The following is a 22,474-nucleotide window of genomic DNA, read 5'->3' as shown; positions in this document are numbered from 1 at the left end:
CCGGGTGCCGGTCACACCACCCGACCGCTCACCACCAGCAGGACCACGTCGATGAGGGCCACCAGCATCACCGCCCGGAAGGCGGCCACCGGCCGGCGGCCGGCCCGGACCGCCGAGCGCCCGGCGTACCAGCCCAGCGCCGGCACCACGGCGGCCGCGCCCACCGCCGTCATCCCGATCACCGACGGTGGCCCGGGCGGCCCGAGGACCAGGGCCGCGGTCGCCGCGAGGAGCAACCCGGCCGCGGCGGCCCGGCTGCCGGTTGGGCCCAACCGGTGCGGCAGGCCCCGCACCCCGGTGCGGGCGTCGTCGGCCAGGTCAGGCAGGACGTTGGCGAAGTGCGCCCCGGCACCCAGGCAGGCGGCCGCCGCCAGCAGCCAGGCCGGCGGGGTCGGCTCGTCGGGCAGCCCCAGCACCACGAAGGCGGGCAGCGCGCCGAAGGAGACCGCGTACGGCAGCACCGAGAACGCGGTGGCCTTGAGCGGCCAGTCGTAGAGCAGCGCGGAGACCAGGGCGACGGTGAGCCAGAACGCCGCCGTGGGGTTCGTGGTCAGCGCCAGCAGCGGGCAGGCCACCGCGGCCGCCGCCGCGGCCCAGGCCGTGGTGCGGCGGCCGACCGCGCCGGTGGCGACCGGCTTGTCGGTACGCCCCACCGTGGCGTCCCGTTCGGCGTCCAGCGCGTCGTTGGTCCAGCCCACGGCGAGCTGGCTGGCCAGCACCGCGAGCACCACCGAGGCGATTCCGGCCGGCCGGTGCCCCACTCCCCAGGCCAGCAGACCCGCCACTGTGGTCACCGCCGCGGCCGGTTCCGGATGGCTCGCCCTGACCAGCCCTAACACCCTCGACGACATAAGGGAAGTCTGGTCGTTACCGAGCAGTCGTGCCACGCTCGGAGCCATGCGAGACGTGGCTGCGGCCGCGGCGTCCACCGGCCCCCGGGTGCTGCCGCGCAACGATCCGCGCCAGTACGACGATCTGGCCGGTGAGTGGTGGCGGCCGGATGGCGCGTTCGCGATGCTGCACTGGCTCGCCGAGGCCCGCGCGGCACTGGTGCCACCGGCTGCCCGCCCTGACGCGCTCCTGGTCGACCTGGGCTGCGGTGCCGGGCTGCTCGCGCCGCACCTGGCTGGCAAGGGATACCGGCACGTCGGGGTCGACCTGACCCGCTCGGCGCTGGTCCAGGCAGCCGGGCACGGGGTGCGCGTGATCCAGGCCGACGTCACCGCGGTCCCGCTCGCCGATGGCTGCGCCGACGTGGTTTCCGCAGGTGAGCTGCTCGAACACGTCCCGGCCTGGCCGCGCGCGGTGGCCGAGGCGTGCCGGCTGCTGCGCCCGGGTGGGCTGCTGGTGCTGGACACCCTGAACGACACCGCACTGGCCCGGCTGGTCGCGGTGCGCATCGCCGAGCGACTGCCGACCGTGCCGCGCGGCATCCACGATCCACAGTTGTTCGTGGATGCCCGGGCGCTGGTGGCCGAGTGCGCCCGGCATGGCGTCGTGTTGCGGCTGCGCGGCATCCGACCTCAGGTCGGTGGCCTGGTCACCTGGCTGTTGCGGCGGGCCCGCGCCGCCCGGAGGCCCGGTGCGGCGGCCACCGGCCGTGCTCCGCGCATCGTGCCGACCCGGTCCACCGCGGTGCTATACCAGGGCCGGGGGGTCCGCAACGGATAGTCGGGCCGTGGCGGGGGTAAGGGACGCCGAGAAGGGGGCAATATGACGGTGCACGCGCTGGAGGCGGCCCGCCGGTTGGCGCCGCGGTTCGCCGCGCGGGCGGCGGAACACGACCGGGACGGCTCCTTTCCGGTCGAGGACTTCCGTGACCTGCGGGAGGCCGGCCTGTTCGGGTTGATGGTGCCCCGGTCGTTGGGTGGCCTGGGCGCCAGCTTCGCCGAGTACGCCGCGGTGGCGACCGAACTTGCCCGAGGCAACGGCGCGACCGCCCTGGTGTTCAACATGCACGCCTCGGTGACCGGCGCGTTGGGCGCGGTCACCGAGGAGTTGGCCGAGGCGCTGGGCGTGCCGGACGAGGCGCTGGCCGCCCGGGACCGGCTGCTCACCGCCGCGGCGCAGGGCTCCTGGTACGCGGTGGCGATGAGCGAGCGCGGCGCCGGGGCCCGGCTCTCCCAGCTGAGCACGGTCTACGAGGCGACCGATGCGGGCTGGCGCCTCAAGGGCAGCAAGACCTTCTGCTCCGGCGCCGGGCACGCCGACGGTTACCTGGTGGCCGCGCGCAGCACCGCGGACCAGTCGGTGGTCTCCCAGTTCCTGGTGCCTGCCGGCCCGGAGGGCCTGACCGTCGAGCCGACCTGGGACGCGCTCGGCATGCGCGCCACCTCGTCGCACGACCTGCACCTGGACGTCACGGTGCCGGCCGACCGGCTGCTGGGCGGAGTGGAGGGGCTCGCCCTGGTGGTCGCCCAGCTGATGCCGCACTGGTTGGTGGCCAGCTACGCGGCGGTCTACGTGGGGGTGGCCCGGGCGGCGATCGACGCGGCGGCCGAGCACCTCAACGCCCGCAACCTGGCCGGTCTGCCGGCCGTGCGCGCGCGGTTGGGGCGGGCGGACGCGGCCACGGCGGCGGCCCAGCTGGTGGTGGCCGAGGCGGCCCGCCGGGTGGACGAGACGCCGGGTGACGCGGAGACCAACCGTTGGGTGTGGCGGGCGAAGCTGCTCGCCGGCACCACGGCCGCCGAGGTGGCGGCGTCGATGCTGGAGGCGGCGGGCACCTCGGCGACGCGGCGCGGCCACCCGTTGGAGCGTCTCTACCGGGACGCCCGCTGCGGCTCGCTGCATCCGGCCACGTCGGACGTCTGCGCCGACTGGCTCGGTATTGCCGCGCTGGGCGGGGATCCGGACCGTGACGGATCGGCCCCACGTTGGTGAGCCGGTGCGGCTGGACCGGCGCGGGGGATCGGCTGGCCGGGATGGCCGGGGGGGAGGAGTCGGGGGAGGATCGGGTCGGACGAGAGGTGGGGATCGTGGCCGTACCAGTGATCGCGGGGCTCGGGACGGCACAGCCGCCGTCCGCTTCGCAGGACGAGTTGTGGGAGGGCTTCTTCTCCCGGCACTTCTCCGGCACCACCCGGTCGTTGGCCCAGCGGATCTTCGCGAACTCGGGGGTGACGCGCCGACAGGCCGCGGTCAATCCCCTGCTGGAGGACGTCTCGGACTGGCCGACCGAACGCCGGATGCGCCGCTACCAGGTGGAGGCGCTGCCGCTGGGCAAGGAGGCGGTCGGCCGTGCGCTGACCGCGGCCGGGCTGGGCGCCGGCGACATCGGGCTGTTCATCGTCTGTTCCTGCACCGGGTACGCCACCCCCGGGCTCGACATCCTGCTCGCCCGGGATCTCGGCATGGCTCCGGACACCCAGCGGATGTTCGTCGGTCACATGGGCTGTTACGCGGCGCTGCCGGGGCTGGGCGCGGCGAGCGACTTCGTCACCGCCCGGGGCCGTCCAGCGTTGCTGCTCTGCGCGGAGCTGACGAGCCTGCACATCCAGCCGTCCAGCGCCCGGGTGGACACCCAGCAGATCGTCTCGCATGCGCTCTTCTCGGACGCCGCGGTCGCCGCCGTGGTGATGCCGGGCGGCCCGGGGTACGTCATGCGTGAGGTCACCTCGATCACCGACACGTCCACCGCCGACCACATGACGTGGGACGTCACCGACGCGGGCTTCCGGATGGGGTTGTCGCCGAAGGTGCCGCAGGTGCTCTCCCGGCACGTCCGTGGGCTGGTCGACGACCTGCTGGCCCGGCACGGCACCACGGTCTCCGAGGTGGACGGCTGGGCGGTGCACCCGGGCGGGCCGCGCATCCTCAACGTGGTCGAGCGGGAGCTGGCCCTCCCGCCGCAGGCGCTGGCGGCGTCCCGGGCGACGCTCGACGAGCACGGCAACTGCTCCTCCCCGACCGTGCTGCTGATCCTCGATCGGCTGAGCCGCGCGACGGCGGCGCCCCGGCGGATCGTCATGCTGGCGTTCGGTCCCGGCCTCACCCTGTACGCCGTGCTGCTCGATCGACAGGGCTGATCGCCGCGCGACCCGGCCGGTACGCTCGCCGCATGGATGCTGCGGCGGACGACCGGCTGCGTTCGGCGGCGCTGGTCGGGGTGGCCCTGGCCGCCCTGGCCGTCGGCGGCTGGTGGTGGCGTGCCGCCGCGCCCGCTGCGACGGCCCAGCCGGCTCCCACCCCGACCGTCCGGCCGGACGAGATCGGGCCGGGAAGTGGCACGCCTTCCGGCGTGCCCGACGTGCGGCGCACGGTGCAGCTGGATTCGGAGACGAGTGTGATCGCCCGCGAGGGGGAGACCTCGTCGGTGTGGATCGACCCGGAGACGGGCAGGATCACCGACCTTGACGGCCCCGCGGATGAGTTCGTATCCCAGGGGGACCCGGCGGACGGGCTGCCCGGATTCAGCGCGACGATCTGGCGGGAGCGGGCGACGCTCACCCCTGGAAAGAGCGTGATCCGGGAGGCCTCGGGCGACGGCGGCCGCTATCTGCTGCAGTACCGCTGCACCCGGCCGGGCGGCATGCTGGTGGTGGTCACCGGCGCGCGGCTGACGGGACCGTCCCGGATCGACTGTGACGGCGCGCTCAACATGGCCGACGTCGACGCGATCGGTGGCCCGATCCGGGTGTCGCTGTCGACGGCCGGCGAGGAGCCGGTCGACGTCGAGGCTCAATTCGTCGAGCTGTCCTGACCCGAGCCGTACGTCCGGCGTTCGCTGGCCGGGCCGTCCGGCGAGGCCACCTCAGCGGGCGAGGGCGGTCAGGTCCTCCCGGTACGCGTCGACCGGCCCCACTTCGGGTAGCACCCGGGTCACCACGCCGGCGCGGTCGACCAGCAGTGCGGTCGCGGTGTCGTTGCGCGCCGGCTCGCCCAGGAACGAGCGCAGCCCGCCAGCGGGGTCGGCCAGGGCGCGGACGTCCCGCCCGACCGGCGGTGGGGCGGTAACCGCCCGCCCTCCGCTGACGGTGACCACGGCCACCCCGGCGGGCGCCGCCGCCACGGCCTCGGCCACCCGGTCCGCGCACGGGCAGCCGTCCACCAGGATGATCATGGCGGGCAGTAGGCCGCGCAGGGGTACCGGTGACTGGCCGGCGTCGACCAGGTCCAGCGCGGGCAGCGCCCGCCCGGCGAGGGGCGCGGGTGGCGCGTAGGGAGCCGGGGTCGGGCGGTCGGCGCCACGGTTGGCGCGCGGCCAGGTGACCGCCAGCAGGCCGGCCAGTGTGGTGAGCACGGCCACCAGCAGGATCAGCAGTGGCAGGGCCATGGCGCGGTGCCCACCCGGTAGGCCGGTGGTCCGGCGCAGCTCACGGCGGATCTGGGCGGCCTCGGTGGCGAGTGCGGACGCGTCGTCGGGGACGACCACCCGACCCCACTCGGGTGGCAGGTCGGGCAGCCCGTGGCCCTCTGCGTCCGGCTTGCCCATCGGACCCCCTGGCAGCGTCTCGAGAGCGGAGTGTGGTGCTGCCTCCAGCGTCCCGCACCGGGGGCACCTCCCGCTACACCTGGGCGCGGTCCCGCCCGGCGGGATACCATGAGGTGAGCGCATAGCCCTTGATCTCGACGTTCTGTTCACCCGTACCGGGAAGTCATCCGTGCGTTACGGAGCGTGTTCGAACCATCGGTTTGACCGCCTGTCAAGCTGAAGAAAGACCTCTCACAGGGCCCCTGAGCTGCGCCAACGGTCAGGACATCGGTGAGACATCGGTGCCTGACCGTGTTACCCTAGACACAGCGAAAGGGGTTTCGAACCTATGGTTTTCAGTGTCGGCGAGACCGTTGTTTACCCCCACCACGGGGCCGCACTCATCGAGGCAATCGAGACTCGGGTCATCAAGGGCGAGCCTAAGCAGTACCTCGTCCTGAGGGTCGCGCAGGGTGACCTGACGGTCCGGGTGCCGGCCGAGAACGCCGAGATCGTGGGCGTGCGTGAGGTGGTCGGCGAAGAGGGCCTCGGCAAGGTCTTCGACGTTCTTCGGGCACCGCACACCGAGGAGCCGACCAATTGGTCGCGGCGTTACAAGGCCAACCTGGAGAAGCTGGCCTCCGGCAACCCGCTGAAGGTCGCCGAGGTCGTGCGTGACCTGTGGCGTCGGGAGCGGGAGCGGGGCCTTTCCGCGGGCGAGAAGCGGATGCTCGCCAAGGCCCGTGACATCCTCGTCGGCGAGGTCGCGCTGGCGGAGAAGAGCACCAAGGACGAGGCGGAGACGCTGCTCGACAAGGTGCTCACCGAGGCCTAGTCCGCACAGCATCGTCGTACCCAATTCGTAGCGAAGAAACCACCGAGGACCGCGACGTGACCGCGCAGCTGAATCCGCGCGGTGACGTCGCGGTCCTCGTGCCTGCGGCGGGTGCCGGCGTACGGCTCGGCCCCGGCCGACCCAAGGCGCTGCGCCTGCTCGCCGGGGAGCCGCTGCTGGTGCACGCCGTGCGCCGGCTGGCCGCCGCACCCTCGGTGCACACGATCGTGGTGGCCGCCCCGGCTGCCGAGGTGACGGCCGTCCGCGAGTTGCTCGCACCGGTCGCCCCGGTGACCGTGGTGCCTGGCGGCGCGGAGCGGCAGGCGTCGGTGGCCGCCGCGCTGGCCGCGGTGCCCGCCGGTCCGACGATCATCCTGGTGCACGACGCCGCCCGTGCGCTGACGCCGCCGGAGCTGGTGGAGTCCGTCGCGGCGGCTGTCCGCGACGGGCGGGACGCGGTCATCCCGGTGCTGCCGGTCGTCGACACGATCAAGGAGGTCGGCGCCGACGAGGTGGTGCTCGGCACCGTGGACCGGTCCGCCCTGCGCGCGGTGCAGACACCGCAGGGCTTCCGCCGGTCCGTGCTCACTGCCGCGCACGCCGCGGCCGGCGATCCGCTCACCGACGACGCCGGGCTGGTCGAGAAGCAGGGCATCGCGGTGAGCTGCGTGCCCGGCTCGGAGTACGCGCTGAAGATCACTCGCCCGTTCGACCTCGCGCTGGCCGAGCATCTGCTCGCGGCCGCCGATTGACGCGTACCCTCGGTTCATGATCGTTCCCCGGGTGGCCGTCGGCACCGACGTGCACGCGTTCGAGCCCGGCCGGCCCTGCTGGGTGGCCGGCCTGCTCTGGCCCGACCAGGACGGCCTCGCCGGGCACTCGGACGCCGACGTGGCCGCGCACGCCGCCTGCAACGCGCTGCTCTCCGCCGCCGGTCTGGGTGATCTCGGTTCCGCCTTCGGGGTGGGCCAGCCGGAGTGGGCGGGCGCGTCCGGGGTGGCCCTGCTGACCGAGACGGCACGCCGGGTGCGGGCCGCCGGCCTGGAGATCGGCAACGTCTCCGTGCAGATCGTCGGCAACCGACCCAAGATCGGCCGGCGCCGCGCGGAGGCCCAGCAGGTTCTCTCCGCTGCCGTCGGTGCCCCGGTCACCGTCTCCGCCGCGACCACCGACGGGCTCGGCTTCACCGGCCGCGAGGAAGGGCTCGCCGGCATCGCGGTGGCCCTGGTGTACGACGCGCCGGCCACCTAGGCTCGCCGCGATGTCCAGCGACCCCGCCTCCGACCGTTCCGCCGCCGACGGCTACCTCGAGCGCGCCCAGCTCCTCGCCGAACTCGGTCGCCACGACGAGGCGGCCGGGGAACTGACCTATGGGCTCGCGCTGAAGCCCGACGACCCGGAAGCGCTCACCATGCTGGCCCGCGTACACCTGGCGGCCGGCCGGCCGGTCGACGCGCTCACCGCCGCCGACGCGGCCGTGGCCGCCGCACCGGAGGCACTCCCGCCGCTGGTCGCCCGGGGCATGGCGCTGGCCGACCTGGAGCGCTACGCCGAGTCGGCCGCCACCGCCGACCAGCTCCTCGCGCTCGGCCCGGCGGACGCGTACGCCCAGCGCAGCGCGGCGGCGCTCCTGGCCGATTCGCGCAACGGCCAGCCGGCGCTGAACGCGGCCTGGCGCGGGGTCGAGCTGACCCCGGACGAACCGCAGGCGCACCTGGTGCTCGGCCTGGTGGCGGCCCGGCTGGAGCTGTTCGACCTGGCCGAGCGGGCCTACCGCGAGGCGCTGCGGCTCGACCCGCGCCTCGCCGACGCCCGGCACGACGTGGGTGTCATCCGGCTGGAGCAGCGCCGCTGGTCGGAGGCGTTGGAACACCTCGCCGAGGCGGCCACGATCAGCCCGCGCCGGATGGACTCCGGGCGGACCATCGCGTACGGCCTGCATCGTCTGGTGCTCTACGGCGCTGGTTGGTCGCTGGTGGCCGCGGTGGTCGTGGCCTTCGCCGCCTCGGCGAACGACGGCTTCTCCCGCGTCCTGGCGGTGCTCGCCGCGCTCACCGGGGCGATCGTCGTCTGGCAGCTCGCGGCTCGGCTGCCGGGGCTGACCCGGACCGTCCTACCCGCCCTGCTGCACTCGGACCGGACGATGGCCCTGGCGATCTACGCCGTGGCGGCCGCGCCGGTGCTGCTCCTGGTGTACGCGGTGGTCGGCTCGCCGTGGCCGCTCGTACTGGCCATCGCCGCCACCGCGGTCGCCGAATTCGCCATCTTCACCCGCACGGCCATCCGCTCGTGATCTAGGCGCGACGCGCCCACGTCCAGGCGTAGCCGTCGTCCTCGCAGGCGGGGGCCGCGTCGCAGAGGTCCAGCGGGCGGAAGGTGTCGACCATGACGGCCAGTTCGTCGAAGTAGTCCGCACCGATGGAGCGCTCGGCGGCGCCCGGCTGGGGGCCGTGGGTGAAGCCGGACGGGTGCAGCGAGATCGAGCCCTGCTCGATGCCGGAGCCGCGCCGGGCCTCGTAGTTGCCGCCGGTGTAGAAGAGCATCTCGTCGGAGTCGACGTTGTGGTGGTTGTACGGCACCGGGATCGAGTCCGGGTGGTAGTCGACCTTGCGGGGAACGAACGAGCAGATGACGAAGTTCGGGCCCTGGAAGGTCTGGTGCACGGGCGGGGGCTGGTGGATCCGGCCCGTGATCGGCTCGAAGTCGTGGATGGAGAACGCCCACGGGTAGAGGTGCCCGTCCCAGCCGACCACGTCGAACGGGTGGTTCGCGTAGACGTAGCGGGTCCAGCCACGCCGGTGCCGGACCAGCACCTCCGCCTCCTCGCCGTCGACGAGCAGCGGGGCGTCCGGGCCGCGGACGTCGCGCTCGCAGTATGGCGAGTGCTCCAGGAACTGGCCCCGGACCGAGAGGTAGCGCTTGGGCGGGCCGATGTGCCCGGACGCCTCGACGGTGAGCAGCCGGACGGGCTGCTCGCCGGTGGGCACGAGCCGGTGGATGGTCGAGGTGGGGATGACGACGTAGTCGCCGGCCACCGCGTCCAGCACGCCGAACGGGGACTCGACCCGCAGCGCCCCCGACTCGACGTAGAGGCAGTGGTCGCCGGTGGCGTCGCGGAACAGTGGCGACGGCCGGTCGGCGAGCACGTACCCGATCCGTACGTCGTCGTTGGCGAGCAGGTACTGCCGGCCGAGGACCGGGTCGGCACCGCCGGCGTCGAGCTTGTGGGTGCGCAGGTGGCGAGGCTTGAGCGGCAGGTTCGGCGTCCGGGTGAACGCCGGCGGGGTGAACTCGTCGGCAGCCAGGATCGCGGTGGGCGCGCGCCGGTGGTAGAGAAGGGACGAGTCGGAGGAGAAGCCCTCCTGGCCCATCAGCTCCTCGGCGTAGAGGCTGCCGTCGGGCTGACGGAACTGGGTGTGGCGCTTGCGCGGCACCTCGCCGACGCTGCGGTAGTACGGCATCTCGCCTCCCGATATGTCCCGTCAACCGGCCGGGGGCGTCCGATAATCGGACGCTGTTGTCCGTTCCTTGTAGCGTCCCGTACATTCTTGTTCCGTGTCAACGCAGGTGCCCGCACTCCTCGACGGCCTGGTGGATGACGCCGCCGTCTTCCCTCCGGGCAGCGCCGCGCTGCCCGACGCCCTGTCCGCCCACCGCGGGCACCGCGCCGCCTGGTACACCGACCTGGTCGGCCCGCTGCTGGTCCCGGCCTCGACCGTCGCCGCGGGCGAGCTGAGTGGTCTCGTCGACCCCGCCGAGGGCCTGGTGGTCGGCGTGATCGGAGACACCGGGATCGGGAACCTGCCCTTCGCGCTGTCGTTCCTGGCGCCGGACGGCGTCACCGCCCGGCAGGTCGAGGTGGCGGTCGCCCGGCGGGGCGAGGATCCGCTGCCCGGCATCGCCGAGCTGCTGCGGGTGGCCGATTCCCTGCCCGACGTCGAGGCCGTCTACGCCGAGCTGCCGCTGACCTTCGGGCTGACGGGCGCGCTGGACGCGCTCGCCGCCGCCCGGGCCGACGGGGTGCCGGTCGCGGCCAAGTTCCGCACCGGTGGGTTGGCCGCCGAGCTATTCCCCACGCCGGCCGAGCTGGCCGCGGTTATCTGCGCCTGCCGGGACCGGGACCTGCCGTTCAAGCTGACCGCGGGGCTGCACCAGGCGGTCCGCCACCTCGACCCGGAGACCGGGTTCACCCACCACGGCTACGCCAACGTGCTGGCCGCGACGTTGGCGGCCGCCGAGGGCGACGGCGTGGGCACGGTCGCCGAGCTGCTCATCGTCACCGATCCGCGCCCGCTGCTGGAGCGCACGAACGGCCGGCTGGACGCGCTCCGCCCGCTCTGGGTCGGCTTCGGCTCGTGCAGCATCCTGGAACCACTGACCGATCTGATCCGGCTGGGGCTGGTGAACGGGGGCTACGACGCATGACCTGGGTGACCGGTGTCGACGGTTCGCCGTACGGGGTGACGAACCTGCCGTACGGGGTGTTTCGGTCCGACGGGGGTCGGCCGCGGATCGGCGTGCGGATCGGTTCGTGGGTGCTCGACCTGGCCGCGGCGGAGGCCGCCGAGCTGGTGCTGGCCGCCGGGACGCTGTGCCGGCCCACTCTCAACGACTTCATGGCGCTGGGCCGTCCGCAGTGGACGGCCGTGCGGCGGCGGATCACCGAACTGCTGACCGACCCGGCGCACCGGGCCGAGGTGGAGCCGCTGCTGGTGCCGCTGGATGAGGTGGAGTTGCTGCTCCCGGTCGACGTGGCCGACTACGTCGACTTCTACTCCTCCGAGCACCATGCGTCGAACGTCGGGCAGATCTTCCGCCCGGGCCAGCCGCCGTTGCTGCCCAACTGGAAGCACCTGCCGATCGGCTACCACGGGCGGGCCGGCACGGTGGTGGTCTCCGGGACGCCGGTTATCCGCCCGACCGGCCAGCGCGCCTCCGCCGAGGGCCCGGTCACCGGCCCGTCCGTACGCCTCGACATCGAGGCTGAGGTCGGCTTCGTGGTCGGCGTTCCCAGCCCGCTGGGCGCCCGGGTGTCCGTCGACGACTTCGCCGACCACGTCTTCGGCGTGGTGCTGGTCAACGACTGGTCGGCGCGGGACATCCAGGCCTGGGAGTACCAGCCGCTCGGGCCGTTCCTGGGCAAGTCCTTCGCCACCTCGATCTCGGCCTGGGTGACGCCACTCGACGCGCTCGCTGACGCCTTCGTGCCGGCGCCGGACCAGGACCCGCCGGTCGTCGGCTACCTGCGGGACGTGCCGCACCTGGGGCTGGACCTCCGGCTGGCCGTCGAATGGAACGGCGAGCGGGTCAGCGAGCCGCCGTTCGCCACCATGTACTGGACGCCGGCCCAGCAGTTGGCGCACCTCACCGTCAACGGCGCGTCCCTGCGCACCGGCGACCTGTACGCCTCGGGCACCGTCTCCGGCCCGGACCGTGGGCAGGTCGGCTCGTTCCTGGAGCTGACCTGGGGCGGGGCAGAGCCGGTGAAGCTCGGCGGGGAGAGTCGCACCTTCCTCGCCGACGGCGACACGGTGACCATCACCGCCACCGCTCCCGGCCCGGACGGCACCACCGTCGCCCTCGGCGAGGTCACCGGGACGGTCCGTCCGGCCCGCTGATCCGGGCACCCCTTGACCGGCCGGTCGGACCGGGTTCGGGGGTCGTGCTGGACCCAGTGTGGGCCCGTCCGGGGAACCGTCTCGTCGATGGGACTGATGATCGCACCGGCTGTGCGATCACCGATCCGGGTTACCCCGTTGATCGTCGCGGATTCCATCGCCGCCCCGCCGCCCGGTACGGGCCGGGCCGCGCCCGGCTGCCAGCGGTGGGGCACCCCATCGCACACGGAGGTAGGACGATGCACGATTTCGCGGGCGCGGTATGGCGTACCAGCAGCCGTTCCAACGACCAGGGGCTCTGCGTGGAGGTGGCGGACAACCTGGTCGACGTCGTCGGTCTGGTCGCGGTCCGCGACTCCAAGGACCAGGCCGGTCCCACACTCGCCGTCAGCCCGCCGGGATGGACGGCGTTCATCGGCGCGATCCGGGCCGGTCGCTTCGATCGCTGACCGCCGTACCGGTCGCTGACCGCCGCCGATCGGCCGGGCGAAACGGACAACGTGGCCTCCGGGCGGTGGAAATTCCGTCCCGGAGGCCCCGTCCGGCCCTTACCCCGCGTACCGTCGAGGACACGGGAGGGTGGCATGTCGACGGTGGCGGTTACCGGGTTCATCGAGGCGCACGCCGTCGACGTCTGGCGTCTACTGACCGACCTTCCCGGCCGTGCGGCCCGGCTGAGCGCCGCCGGCCCGGTCGAGCTGCTCACCCCGGGTCCGTTCGGGCCCGGCACCGCGTGGCGCGAGGAGCGCACCCAGCCGGGCGGCGGCACGCTGACCGAGGAGTTCCTGGTGGTGGAGGCGCGCGCCCCACACCGGCTGGTGCTCTGTTCCTCCGGTGCCGGTGTGGACTACCGGATCACCTGGAGCCTGCGGTCGGTCCAGCGTCGCCGTCGTGGCTGCACGGCGGTCACCGTCACCCAGGAGGCGGTGCCGACCGCCCCGTACGGCCGGGTGGTGGCGCTGCTGCTCGGTGGGCTCGCCGCCCGGGCGGTGGAGGTGGCGCTTCGGCGTGATCTCGCCGACCTGGCCCTCGTGGCCGGCGCCACCGGCTCCGTCGAAGCAGCCTGACCTTCATCCGTCCGGTTCCACCGCCGATGTCCCCGCCGGTCGGCGCGACCTGACCAGGGTCCGACGGGTTCCGCTGGGTAGGGTGCCGGGCGGAGGTGCGGCATGGGGTTCCCGAAGGGCCGACGACGGCTCGTGATGGCGGTCGTGGCGCTGCTCGCCACCGCGGCGGTCGCGGTCATCGTCCACCGGGTGCTCGCGCCGGCCGAGGTGAGCACGGTGGCACGGGGGACGTACCCGGCCGCGGCTCAGCCGGCCGTCGGTGTGGTCGGTCGGCTGCCGGTCGCCCCGTTGATCGTGGACGCGCGGCTGCGGGTGTACGCCGCGCACCGCCAAGTCTATGCCGACCGGCCGGTCGACGGGCGGCGCCGGACCAGCCCGTACTGGTCGTACCGGCGCTGGCCGGCGGAGCTGACCGGGGTGGTGGCCAGCGGCAGGACCGTGGTCAGCCGCTGGTCCGACGGCCGTCTGGTCGCGCTCGACGCGTCGACCGGGCGGGTGCTCTGGCGAGCCGACGGCCCGGTGCCCGCCCGGGGTGGGCCGGTGGTCCGGCGTACCGGGGCGGCAACGGTCTGGGATCCGCGCGGGATCTACCTCACCGACCTCAAGGACGGCCGGACGGTGCTGGTGGTCACCGGAGACACCCAGGCGCGCGGGGTGGCGCTGAGCGGCGGCCGGGAGCTGTGGCGGGTCGACCTGCCCGGAGGCTGCCGCGACGACGTCGGCACCACCTCCTCCGGCCAGCTGATCGGCGTCGACAACTGCGCCGGCCCGGCCACAGTCGAGTTCCGGGACGCGGTGACCGGCATGGTGCGCGAGCGCTGGCGGCCGCCGAACGGCCCGGACGGGCTGGTGGCGACACCGCTCGGTTGCCGTACCGGGCGGTCGGACTGCCCGGGGCTGCGGACCGCCGGGCCGGGTGACGCGGGTGGCCGGGGGTGGCTGCTAGGCGCCGGTGAGCCGATCGCCGCCCCCGCGCTGGACTCGTCCGGCACCATCCTGGCCGGCGAGCAGGCGATCACCGTGCTCGACGGTGTGGCCGTTGGTCGGTCGACCCGCTCCGGTGCCGAGCTGTGGCGGGTCGACGGGCTGGGACGGGCCCGGGTGCTCGCCGCCCAACCCGGCCGGGTGCACCTGCTGACCGACGAGAACGACCTGGTGACGCTCGATCCGGTGACCGGTAGGCAGCTCTCTCGCTTCACGCTCAACGTCGGCTCGGACGGGACCGGCTGGGCGCCCGGGGCGGTGGCGGCGGCGGACGGCTACCTCGCGGTGGAACGGCTCCGCGAGCCGGTCGACCCGACCGGGGACGACCAGCGGTACTACCTGACCGCCGAGACGGTGGTCCTGGCCGCCACCTGATCGGTTGGCTGGTGGTGCGCCGTCGGCGACCGGAGTGAGCCGGCGAGTCAGACCAGTGCCGCCTCCGCGGCGGCCAGGAACGCGTCGTTCTCGGCCGGAGTGCCGATGGTGACGCGGACCCCGTCCCCGGCGAACGGGCGGACGATGACCCCGCGCGCCTCGCACGACTTGCCGAACGCCACCGCCCGGTCGCCCAGCGGCAGCCAGATGAAGTTGGCCTGGCTGGTGGGGACGTCGGGCACGAACTTGCGCACCGCCTCGGTGACCCGGTCCCGCTCGGCGACGACCAGGGCACAACGGCGCTCCATCTCCGGAGCCTGGGCCAGCGCGGCAAGAGCCCCGGCCTGGGCGGCCGTGCTGGTGGAGAACGGGGTCACCACCTTGCGGATCGCCGCCGCCACGACCGGCTGGGCGACCAGCCAGCCCACCCGCAGCCCAGCCAGGCCCCACGCCTTGGACAGGGTGCGCAGCACCGCCACGTTCGGCCGGTCCAGGTAGTCGAGCCCGTCCGGCACCTCCGGGTCGGTGACGAACTCCCGGTATGCCTCGTCGATGACCACCAGCACGTCGTCCGGCACCGCGTCGAGGAACCGGTCCAGCTCCGCCCGGCGTACCGCAGTGCCGGTGGGGTTGTTCGGGTTGCAGACCAGGACCATCCGGGTCCGGTCGGTCACCGCCGCGGCCAGCGCCGCCAGGTCGTGCCCGTGCCCGGCGTCGTTGGGCACGCGCACGCTGGTCGCGCCGCTGGTCGCCGCAATGATCGGGTACGCCTCGAACGACCGCCACGAGTAGAGCAGTTCGTCGCCGGGCAGGCAGGTGGCCCGCACCAGGTGCTCGGCGAGCGCCACCGACCCGCAGCCGGTGGCGATCCGGTCGGCGTCCACCCCGTACCGCTGGGCCAGCGCGTCGCGCAACGCGACCACGCCCATGTCCGGGTAGCGGTGCGAAGCGGCGAGCGCCTCGGTGACCGCCTCCACCACACCGGGCAGCGGCCCGTACGGCACCTCGTTGCTGGCCAGCTTGATCGCCTCCGGCAGACCCAGCTCACGCGCCAGGTCGGCGGGGCTGCGCCCCGGTACGTAGCTGGGCAGCGCGTCGAGGTCGGCGCGGGTCAGCCGCAGCGCCGGCTGGTGACGTCCGGAGTCGGTCATGGGGTTTCTCCCGAGGGCTCGTTGCTGTCGTTCTGGGTGGCGGAACCGGTGGTGCGGGGGACCTGGACGACCACCGTCTGCGCACGTCTGTCGTGCAGCGCCTGACGGAGCGGGTGGTCGAAGAGCGGGGAGAGGGCGTCGACCAATTGCAGCAGCAGGCCGAGCCCGGCGCAGTACCAGAGCAGGGTGGGCATGCCGAGCGTGGTCCACCGGCTCAGCGCCGAGCCGAAGCCCAGCGGCTGGTCGGCGGCGAGCGGCACGGCGCGGATCCGCATCACCCGCTTGCCGATGGTCTGCCCGCCAGCGGCCATGGCGGGCACCTCGTACGCCAGCCAGAGCGCCGTGGCGATCACCAGGATCACCACCAGGAGAAGCCCGGCCTGTTCGCCAGGCACCGGCATCCCCTCGGCGGAGGTGTCGCCGCGCGCTGCTCGCCGGAAAAGTTCCCGCCAGTACGGCGCCCACTCCTGGACCCACCGCCAGACGAACCAGCCGTTGACCAGTGCGTTCAGCGCGAAGACGAGGCCAAAGTCGATCAGTCGGGCGGTGAACCGCTGGCCGTAGCCGGCCAACGCCAGCCCGTGCGGGCGCGGCTCGGGCGGCCGTCCAGGCCAGCCGGGAGGAGCACCGTGCGGCGCCCAGCCGGGCGGAACACCGTGCGGTGCCCAGCCGGGGGGACCCGCCTGCGGTCCCCAGCCCGGGCCGTGCCCCGGCTGTGTGCCCGGCCCTGGCTGTGGACCTGGACCGTGGTGTGGCGACCAGCCCGGCGCGGCGGTCACCGGGCCGGGAGCGGCCGGCGGTGCCGGCGCGGCCGGGGTGACCGGGACGGGTGGCGGCTCGACCGGGGGTGGCCCGTCCGGCGGAGTCTCGTCGACGGGGATGGGCGCGCCGAGCCAGCCCTCGCCGTCCCAGTAGCGCCGGGTCTCACGGTCGGCCGGGTCGACGTACCAGCCAGGTTGCACGCTCACGCCGCCGCTCCGCTTCGCTGCGCGCCGGCGCGAGGCGCCACGCTACTGAGCCTGATGGTTCGCTCGCTGCGCTCGCTCACGAGGACACCTTAACGACGACGGTTCCGGCGACCTTGTCGTGGAGGCACTGCTGCCAGGGCTTATCCCAGAGCTGCCACAACCCGTCGAGATAGCTCAGACCGGGAATCAGGCCGGCGCCCTGCTGCACCAGGTACCGCTTGGCGGCGGCCCGACGGTCGAGGGTGCGGGCCGGGTCGAGCGGAACGATCCGCAGCTTCATGCTCTTCTTGCCGAACGTCTGGCCGCTCTTGAACATCATCTCGACGTAGTAGACGTACCCGATCACCAGCGAGATCGCGAAGACCGCGAGTTCGATCCACAGCAACGGCAGCAGGAAATCGTTGAGGAAGTCAGGCTCGCGGAGGGTGCCGTCCGGCGCGACCTGGAAGAGGTCGGGCATGACGACGATCATGAAGATGATCATTGCGGGTACGGCGAGCACCATGCCGATCACCAGGAAGACCGCGGTGTCGATCAGAGCGGCCAGCAGCCGGTCGGCGAAGCTGGCCAGCGGCTGCCCGCCGGGGCTCAGTGCCGGTGGCGGGGTCACCGGTCGGGGCGGCCCGGCGTACCACGGCGCCGGGGCGTATCCGGGCGGAGCGTACTGCGGCGGCACCGCGTACCCCTGGGGGTGTGGTCCGGGCGGCGGAGCGACGCCGCCGGCGGCGGGCGGGGGCCCACCGACCGGCGGCGTCGGGTACGACGGAGGCTGCGTCACGCTCGCAAGTGTTACAGGTTGCCGCGGGCTTCCTGCTCCCGCTCGATGGCCTGGAAGAGCGCCTTGAAGTTGCCCTTGCCGAAGCCGAGCGAGCCGTGCCGCTCGATCAACTCGAAGAAGACGGTCGGCCGGTCCTGCACGGGCTTGGTGAAGATCTGGAGCAGGTAGCCGTCCTCGTCCCGGTCGACCAGGATCCTGCGGGCCTTCAGCTCCTCGATCGGCACCCGCACGTTGCCGATCCGGGCACGCAGCTCCGGGTCCTCGTAGTACGAGTCCGGGGTGTCCAGGAACTCCACCCCGGCGGCCCGCATCGCGTCGACGCTGGCCAGGATGTCGTTGGTGGCGACGGCGATGTGCTGGGCGCCCGGGCCCTGGTAGAACTCGAGGTACTCGTCGATCTGCGACTTCTTGCGCGCGATCGCCGGCTCGTTGAGCGGGAACTTCACCTTGCGGGTGCCGCTCGCCACGACCTTGCTCATCAGCGCCGAGTAGTCGGTGGCGATGTCGTCGCCGATGAACTCCGCCATGTTGGTGAAGCCCATCACCCGCTTGTAGAACTCGACCCACTCGTCCATCCGGCCCAGTTCCACGTTGCCGACCACGTGGTCGACGGCCTGGAAGAAGCGCTTCGGCTGGATGCCGGCGTCGATCATCGGCTGCCGGTCCACGATCGGGCTGCGGGCCACGAAGCCGGGCAGGAACGGGCCGGTGTAGCGGGACCGGTCGACCAGCGTGTGCCGGGTGTCACCGTACGCGGCGATGGCCGCCATCCGGACCGTGCCGTGCTCGTCGGTCACCTCGTGCGGCTCCACGACGCTGGTGGCGCCCTGGGCGATGGCGTGTGCGTACGCGGTGTCCACGTCCGGCACCTCGAGCGCAATGTCGCTCACCCCGTCGCTGTGCCGGGCCACGTGCTCGGCGCCGTCGGCGTCCGGGCGCACCGCGCCGGTCAGCACGAACCGGGCGGAGCCGCTGGTCAGCACGTACTGGGCGTGGTCCCGGTAGCCCTGCTCGGGGCCGCGGTACGCCACGCAGGTCATGCCGAACGCGGTGGAGTAGTAGTGCGCGGCCTGCTTGGCGTTGCCGACCAGGAAGTGCACGTGGTCGAGGCCCTTCACCGGGAAGGGGTCGTGGCTGATGTCGTGGTCGACGGCGCCGACGAGCCGGTCGACGTCGACGTCCTCGGTCGACTGGGGTCGGTCGATCGCCTGGGTCATGGTGGCCTCCCTCGCGTACCGGCCGGCCTCGTGGGCCGCCGTGGTTGGTTCCTGTGGCGAGGATCGCTGTGCCGGCCCCGACTGGGCAACTGTCGGAGTAAAAGCTGGTCAGGTTGCACATTCGGTATGGTCTGAACCCATGAATGGTGAGCAGGCTGTACAGCTCGACACGCTCGACGTGCGTTTGATCGAACTGCTCGCCGAGGAGCCGCGGATCGGCGTGCTGGAGTGCTCCCGGCGGCTCGGGGTGGCCCGAGGCACCGTGCAGGCCCGGCTGGACAAGCTGGTCGACCGGGGAGTCATCGGCGGGTTCGGCCCGGAGATCTCACCGGCCGCGATCGGGTTCGGGGTGACCAGCTTCGTCACCCTGGAGATCAGTCAGCGGCACGGCCACGACCCGGTCACCGCCCACCTGGCCGCCATTCCCGAGGTGCTGGAGGCGCACACCATCACCGGTTCCAGTGACCTGCTCTGCCGGATCGTGGCCCGCTCCAACACGGACCTGCAGCGGGTCATCGACCAGATCGTGTCGTCCGTTGGGATCACTCGGGCTTCGACGATCATCGCGCTGGCCGAGCAGATCCCGTACCGCACGCTGCCGCTGGTGCGCAGTGCCGTACGGACCGAAGGAAGGGCACCTTCTTAACGCCTCCGGTAGAGGAAGGGCCCCCTGTTAACACCTCCGGCCGCAGAAAGCGCGGCGACACGGCGGCGCGGGCGTACGAAAGATCCGTGATCGTGGCTACCGTGTGCGTGTGGCGAAGGGGAGCGTGCGCGGCGGGCTGCTGCTTGGCCTCGCCGTGGTGGTCGCCCTCGCCGCGACCGGCGTGTGGAACCCTTTCCCGGGCCTGTGGGACTGGGTGGACCGCAGTGAACCCATCTCCGAGCCGGACGTGGTCTGGCAGGTGCGGGCCGGCGGCACCCCGCGCAGCGTGACCATCGCCGGCGACACGGTGGTGGTCGAGCAGCGCACCCGGGTCGAAGCCCGCAGCCTCGCCACCGGCGCTCAGCTCTGGGAGCGCAAGGCGGACTGGTCCGCGGTGGCCGGCGGCGACCGGGACCCGGTGGTCGCGGTAGGAAAGCTCCTGGTCAAGGGGTACGAGCTGCTCGACCCCAGCACCGGGGTGACCCGGCGACGTGACGACGACGCGGTTGCCGTCTGGACGTACCGCAACCTGCTGCTGGACGCCCACTGCACCGACGCCACCGACTGCACCCTGAGCGCCTGGGATCCGCGTGGCACCGCACCACTGTGGACGGCCTTCCTGCCCGGCGTGAGCAGCGGGCTGCTCGCCGACAACCCGGGTCTGCGCGGCACCCGCCGGCTCACCGCCACCCGGATCGACGACCGGGTGGCCGGACCGGAGCCGGTGCCACCACTGCTCGGGTTCCCGGTCGACGGTCGCGTGCACGTGGTCGACACCGCGACCGGCCGGGTGCTGCAGAACGTCGAGCCGGACCGGGACGAGCGGCTCTCCGTGGTGGGCGGTCGGATGCTGCGGATCGACGCCCGCTCCCAGGACGGCACCTGCTACTTCGCCATCTCCGCCCGCGACCCGGCTACCGGGCAGGAGGCCTGGCAGCGGGCCGGCGTCAACCTGCGGACCGCCGACAGCGCCGGCTGCGCCCAGCGCGAGGACCCGCAGGGCGCGCGGAACGTCCTGGTCGGGGTCGGCCCGGACGGCCGCGAGGCGGTCATCGACGGGTACGACGGGCGGCTGCTCTGGGTCGGCGAACCGGGTACCAAGCTGATCGCGGTCGACGACCGGTACGCCCTGTTCCGGGCCGCCGACAAGCGCTCGGTGGTGGCCCGCGAACTCGGCACCGACCGGGTTCTGTGGACCCGGCCCGCCGGCGGCAAGGCCGGCGCGGCGCTCACGCCGTACGCGGCGGTGGTCGCCGACGAGAAGCCGTCCCGGTTGGTCGCCGTGGACCCGCGCAGCGGCCGGGAGCTTGCCGCCCTGCGGACCCCCGCGAACGCCCTCGCCGTCGGGCCGCAGGGCATGATCGTCGGTGAGGGGCGGGAAATCGGGTACGTCCGCTTCGGCGCGACCGCCGGCGCCCCCGGCGCACCGCCCGACAGCGGCGGCATCCCCGGCCCGGGCGGCACCGGCCCCGCCCCCGGAGGCGACGACAACTGCGGGCCCAAGCGGGAACTCTGCGGCGACCCGGCCGGAGGCAAGGACGGCTGAGCGGGCGGTGCCGGCGCGGCCAGCCTCGGCCGGGCGGGACGCTGACCGGGACGAGCCGGGAGCTCGGCGGGGCCGGCGAATGAGAGCGGCATCCCAGGACCAGCCCGGCGGGTGGGAATGATCGACCGGCCTGCCCTAGGCTTGCCGCTCATGAGCAGTGCCGCCGCATTCTCGTACGCCCCCTTGCTGCCGACCGGCCCCGACCAGACCGACTACCGCCTGGTCACCGACGAGGGCGTGGACGTCGTACACGGCCCGGGAGGCCGCCGGTTCCTCACCGTGGAGCCGGCCGCGCTCACCGCCCTGACCGCCGAGGCGATGCACGACATCGCGCACTTCCTGCGCCCCGCGCACCTGGCTCAGCTCCGGGCGATCATCGACGACCCGGCCGCCTCGCCGAACGACCGGTTCGTGGCGCTGGATCTGCTGCGCAACGCCAACATCGCCGCCGGCGGGGTGCTGCCGATGTGTCAGGACACCGGCACCGCCATCGTGATGGGCAAGCGGGGCCGGCACGTTCTGACCGACGGGGCCGACGCCGAGGCCATCTCCCGGGGTGTCTACCAGGCGTACACCAAGCTGAACCTGCGTTACTCGCAGCTCGCCCCGCTGACCATGTGGGACGAGCGGAACACCGGCAGCAACCTGCCGGCCCAGGTCGAGCTGTACGCCGAGGACCCGGACGGGCACCCCGACGCGTACAAGTTCCTGTTCATGGCCAAGGGCGGCGGCTCGGCCAACAAGTCGTACCTCTACCAGGAGACGAAGGCGCTGCTCAACCCGACGCGGATGATGCAGTTCCTGGAGGAGAAGCTGCGGCTGATCGGCACCGCGGCCTGCCCGCCGTACCACCTGGCCATCGTCATCGGCGGCACCTCCGCCGAGTACGCCCTGAAGACCGCGAAGTACGCCAGCGCCAAGTACCTGGACGCGCTGCCCACCGCCGGCTCGATGAGCGCCCACGGCTTCCGGGACCTGGAGCTGGAGGCGGAGGTGCTGGAGCTGACCCGCAACTTCGGCATCGGCGCGCAGTTCGGTGGCCGGTACTTCTGCCATGACGTGCGGGTGGTCCGGCTGCCCCGGCACGGTGCCTCCTGCCCGGTGGCGATCGCGGTCTCCTGCTCGGCGGACCGGCAGGCGGTCGCCAAGATCACCCCGTCGGGTGTCTGGCTGGAGCGGCTGGAGACCGACCCGGCGCGCTTCCTGCCCGACGTCACCGACGATTCGCTCGACGCCGAGACGGTCGTCCGGGTCGACCTGAACCGGCCGATGGACGAGATCCGCGCCGAGCTGTCCAAGTACCCGGTGAAGACCCGGCTGTCGCTGTCCGGCCCGCTGGTGGTGGCCCGGGACATCGCGCACGCCAAGATCGCCGAGCGGCTGGACGCTGGCGAGCCGATGCCGCAGTACCTCCGCGACCACGCGGTCTACTACGCCGGCCCGGCCAAGACCCCCGAGGGGTACGCCTCCGGCTCATTCGGGCCGACCACCGCCGGCCGGATGGACGCCTATGTGGAGAAGTTCCAGGCCGCCGGCGGCTCGCAGGTGATGCTGGCCAAGGGCAACCGGTCTGGTCAGGTGACCCGCTCCTGCCAGCAGCACGGCGGCTTCTACCTCGGCTCGATCGGAGGCCCCGCCGCACGCCTTGCCCAGGACTGCATCAAGCACGTCGAGGTCCTGGAGTATCCGGAGCTGGGCATGGAGGCGATCTGGAAGATCGAGGTGGAGGACTTCCCCGCCTTCATCGTGGTCGACGACAAGGGCAACGACTTCTTCGCCGAGGTCACCAAGCCGGTGCTCACCGTCGGTCGTCGCTGACCCGCGTACGCGAAGGGGGCACCGGGCGATCAGCCCGACGCCCCCTTCTGTCGTCTGT

23 protein-coding genes are annotated in these 22,474 nt (G+C 73.2%); 16 read left to right on the top strand and 7 right to left on the bottom strand.

Annotated features, from left to right (window positions below):
- Positions 1-11: 11 nt before the first annotated feature.
- The gene (locus ACWD6N_RS05300; protein ID WP_354963458.1) at positions 12-851 is read right to left on the bottom strand and encodes a UbiA family prenyltransferase; all 840 of its coding nucleotides are present in this window, start codon (positions 849-851) and stop codon (positions 12-14) included.
- Positions 852-897: 46 nt separating this feature from the next.
- On the opposite strand from ACWD6N_RS05300, the gene ACWD6N_RS05295 reads away from it, so the two are divergent.
- The 4 genes from ACWD6N_RS05295 (at position 898) to ACWD6N_RS05280 (ending at position 4,702) form a co-directional block, all read left to right on the top strand.
- A complete protein-coding gene (locus tag ACWD6N_RS05295) occupies positions 898-1,671 on the top strand; it encodes a methyltransferase domain-containing protein (protein WP_354963459.1) in 774 nt (257 codons plus the stop codon).
- 42 nt (positions 1,672-1,713) lie between these two features.
- Complete coding sequence (locus tag ACWD6N_RS05290) at positions 1,714-2,883, top strand: acyl-CoA dehydrogenase family protein (RefSeq protein ID WP_354963460.1); 1,170 nt, start codon at positions 1,714-1,716, stop codon at positions 2,881-2,883.
- An 86-nt stretch (positions 2,884-2,969) separates the two neighbouring features.
- The gene (locus ACWD6N_RS05285; RefSeq protein WP_354963461.1) at positions 2,970-4,028 is read left to right on the top strand and encodes a type III polyketide synthase; all 1,059 of its coding nucleotides are present in this window, start codon (positions 2,970-2,972) and stop codon (positions 4,026-4,028) included.
- 32 nt (positions 4,029-4,060) lie between these two features.
- A complete protein-coding gene (locus ACWD6N_RS05280) occupies positions 4,061-4,702 on the top strand; it encodes a hypothetical protein (protein WP_354963462.1) in 642 nt (213 codons plus the stop codon).
- A 51-nt stretch (positions 4,703-4,753) separates the two neighbouring features.
- On the opposite strand, the gene ACWD6N_RS05275 is transcribed toward ACWD6N_RS05280, so the two are convergent.
- Entirely contained in the window at positions 4,754-5,434 is a 681-nt protein-coding gene (locus ACWD6N_RS05275; RefSeq protein WP_354963463.1) for a hypothetical protein, read from the bottom strand.
- A 328-nt stretch (positions 5,435-5,762) separates the two neighbouring features.
- On the opposite strand from ACWD6N_RS05275, the gene ACWD6N_RS05270 reads away from it, so the two are divergent.
- Genes ACWD6N_RS05270 through ACWD6N_RS05255 form a run of 4 tightly spaced genes read left to right on the top strand, consistent with a single transcriptional unit; the run spans position 5,763 to position 8,541 of the window.
- Positions 5,763-6,248, top strand: coding sequence for a CarD family transcriptional regulator (locus ACWD6N_RS05270; RefSeq protein WP_007073334.1), 486 nt, complete (start codon positions 5,763-5,765; stop codon positions 6,246-6,248).
- Positions 6,249-6,304: 56 nt separating this feature from the next.
- Entirely contained in the window at positions 6,305-7,000 is a 696-nt protein-coding gene (gene ispD / locus ACWD6N_RS05265; protein ID WP_387324280.1) for a 2-C-methyl-D-erythritol 4-phosphate cytidylyltransferase, read from the top strand.
- Between the two features lie 16 nt (positions 7,001-7,016).
- Complete coding sequence (ispF, locus tag ACWD6N_RS05260) at positions 7,017-7,499, top strand: 2-C-methyl-D-erythritol 2,4-cyclodiphosphate synthase (RefSeq protein ID WP_354963465.1); 483 nt, start codon at positions 7,017-7,019, stop codon at positions 7,497-7,499.
- A gap of 10 nt (positions 7,500-7,509) precedes the next feature.
- Positions 7,510-8,541: a tetratricopeptide repeat protein gene (locus ACWD6N_RS05255; RefSeq protein WP_387324284.1), complete on the top strand. Its 1,032-nt coding sequence runs from the start codon at positions 7,510-7,512 to the stop codon at positions 8,539-8,541.
- A gap of 1 nt (position 8,542) precedes the next feature.
- On the opposite strand, the gene ACWD6N_RS05250 is transcribed toward ACWD6N_RS05255, so the two are convergent.
- Positions 8,543-9,709, bottom strand: a complete 1,167-nt coding sequence (locus tag ACWD6N_RS05250) for a homogentisate 1,2-dioxygenase (protein WP_387324287.1) — start codon at positions 9,707-9,709, stop codon at positions 8,543-8,545.
- 94 nt (positions 9,710-9,803) lie between these two features.
- Here ACWD6N_RS05250 and ACWD6N_RS05245 point away from each other — a divergent pair, with 94 nt between their 5' ends.
- From ACWD6N_RS05245 to ACWD6N_RS05225, 5 genes are all read left to right on the top strand, one after another.
- A complete protein-coding gene (locus ACWD6N_RS05245) occupies positions 9,804-10,673 on the top strand; it encodes a hypothetical protein (protein WP_354963468.1) in 870 nt (289 codons plus the stop codon).
- Positions 10,670-11,866: a fumarylacetoacetase gene (gene fahA, locus ACWD6N_RS05240; protein WP_387324290.1), complete on the top strand. Its 1,197-nt coding sequence runs from the start codon at positions 10,670-10,672 to the stop codon at positions 11,864-11,866. Before ACWD6N_RS05245 ends, fahA begins: the two co-directional genes overlap by 4 nt.
- A 239-nt stretch (positions 11,867-12,105) precedes the next feature.
- Positions 12,106-12,315, top strand: coding sequence for a DUF397 domain-containing protein (locus tag ACWD6N_RS05235; protein WP_354963470.1), 210 nt, complete (start codon positions 12,106-12,108; stop codon positions 12,313-12,315).
- Positions 12,316-12,450: 135 nt separating this feature from the next.
- Positions 12,451-12,933, top strand: coding sequence for an SRPBCC family protein (locus ACWD6N_RS05230; protein ID WP_387324293.1), 483 nt, complete (start codon positions 12,451-12,453; stop codon positions 12,931-12,933).
- Between the two features lie 102 nt (positions 12,934-13,035).
- Complete coding sequence (locus ACWD6N_RS05225) at positions 13,036-14,292, top strand: outer membrane protein assembly factor BamB family protein (RefSeq protein WP_354963472.1); 1,257 nt, start codon at positions 13,036-13,038, stop codon at positions 14,290-14,292.
- A 47-nt stretch (positions 14,293-14,339) separates the two neighbouring features.
- Here the strand turns inward: ACWD6N_RS05225 and hisC are convergent, their stop codons facing one another.
- From hisC to hppD, 4 genes are all read right to left on the bottom strand, one after another.
- Entirely contained in the window at positions 14,340-15,443 is a 1,104-nt protein-coding gene (gene hisC / locus ACWD6N_RS05220; RefSeq protein WP_354963473.1) for a histidinol-phosphate transaminase, read from the bottom strand.
- Positions 15,440-16,411, bottom strand: a complete 972-nt coding sequence (locus tag ACWD6N_RS05215; RefSeq protein WP_387324297.1) for an RDD family protein — start codon at positions 16,409-16,411, stop codon at positions 15,440-15,442. The genes hisC and ACWD6N_RS05215 overlap by 4 nt, the downstream gene beginning before the upstream one ends.
- 76 nt (positions 16,412-16,487) lie before the next feature.
- Positions 16,488-17,189, bottom strand: coding sequence for an RDD family protein (locus ACWD6N_RS05210; protein WP_387324300.1), 702 nt, complete (start codon positions 17,187-17,189; stop codon positions 16,488-16,490).
- An 11-nt stretch (positions 17,190-17,200) separates the two neighbouring features.
- Positions 17,201-18,406, bottom strand: a complete 1,206-nt coding sequence (gene hppD / locus ACWD6N_RS05205; protein WP_387324302.1) for a 4-hydroxyphenylpyruvate dioxygenase — start codon at positions 18,404-18,406, stop codon at positions 17,201-17,203.
- Between the two features lie 139 nt (positions 18,407-18,545).
- Here hppD and ACWD6N_RS05200 point away from each other — a divergent pair, with 139 nt between their 5' ends.
- From ACWD6N_RS05200 to ACWD6N_RS05190, 3 genes are all read left to right on the top strand, one after another.
- Positions 18,546-19,052 carry an Lrp/AsnC family transcriptional regulator gene (locus ACWD6N_RS05200; protein WP_387324305.1) on the top strand — a complete coding sequence of 169 codons (507 nt, stop codon included), beginning with the start codon at positions 18,546-18,548 and terminating at the stop codon, positions 19,050-19,052.
- A gap of 103 nt (positions 19,053-19,155) precedes the next feature.
- Complete coding sequence (locus tag ACWD6N_RS05195; protein ID WP_387324308.1) at positions 19,156-20,598, top strand: outer membrane protein assembly factor BamB family protein; 1,443 nt, start codon at positions 19,156-19,158, stop codon at positions 20,596-20,598.
- A gap of 150 nt (positions 20,599-20,748) precedes the next feature.
- On the top strand, positions 20,749-22,416 hold the full coding sequence (locus ACWD6N_RS05190; protein WP_387324311.1) for a fumarate hydratase: 1,668 nt from the start codon (positions 20,749-20,751) through the stop codon (positions 22,414-22,416).
- The last annotated feature ends 58 nt before the right edge of the window (positions 22,417-22,474 follow it).

It is taken from the genome of Micromonospora sp. NPDC005163, assembly GCF_053599835.1.
Note: the sequence above shows the minus strand (reverse complement) of the source record. Positions and strands in the feature narration are given on the sequence as shown.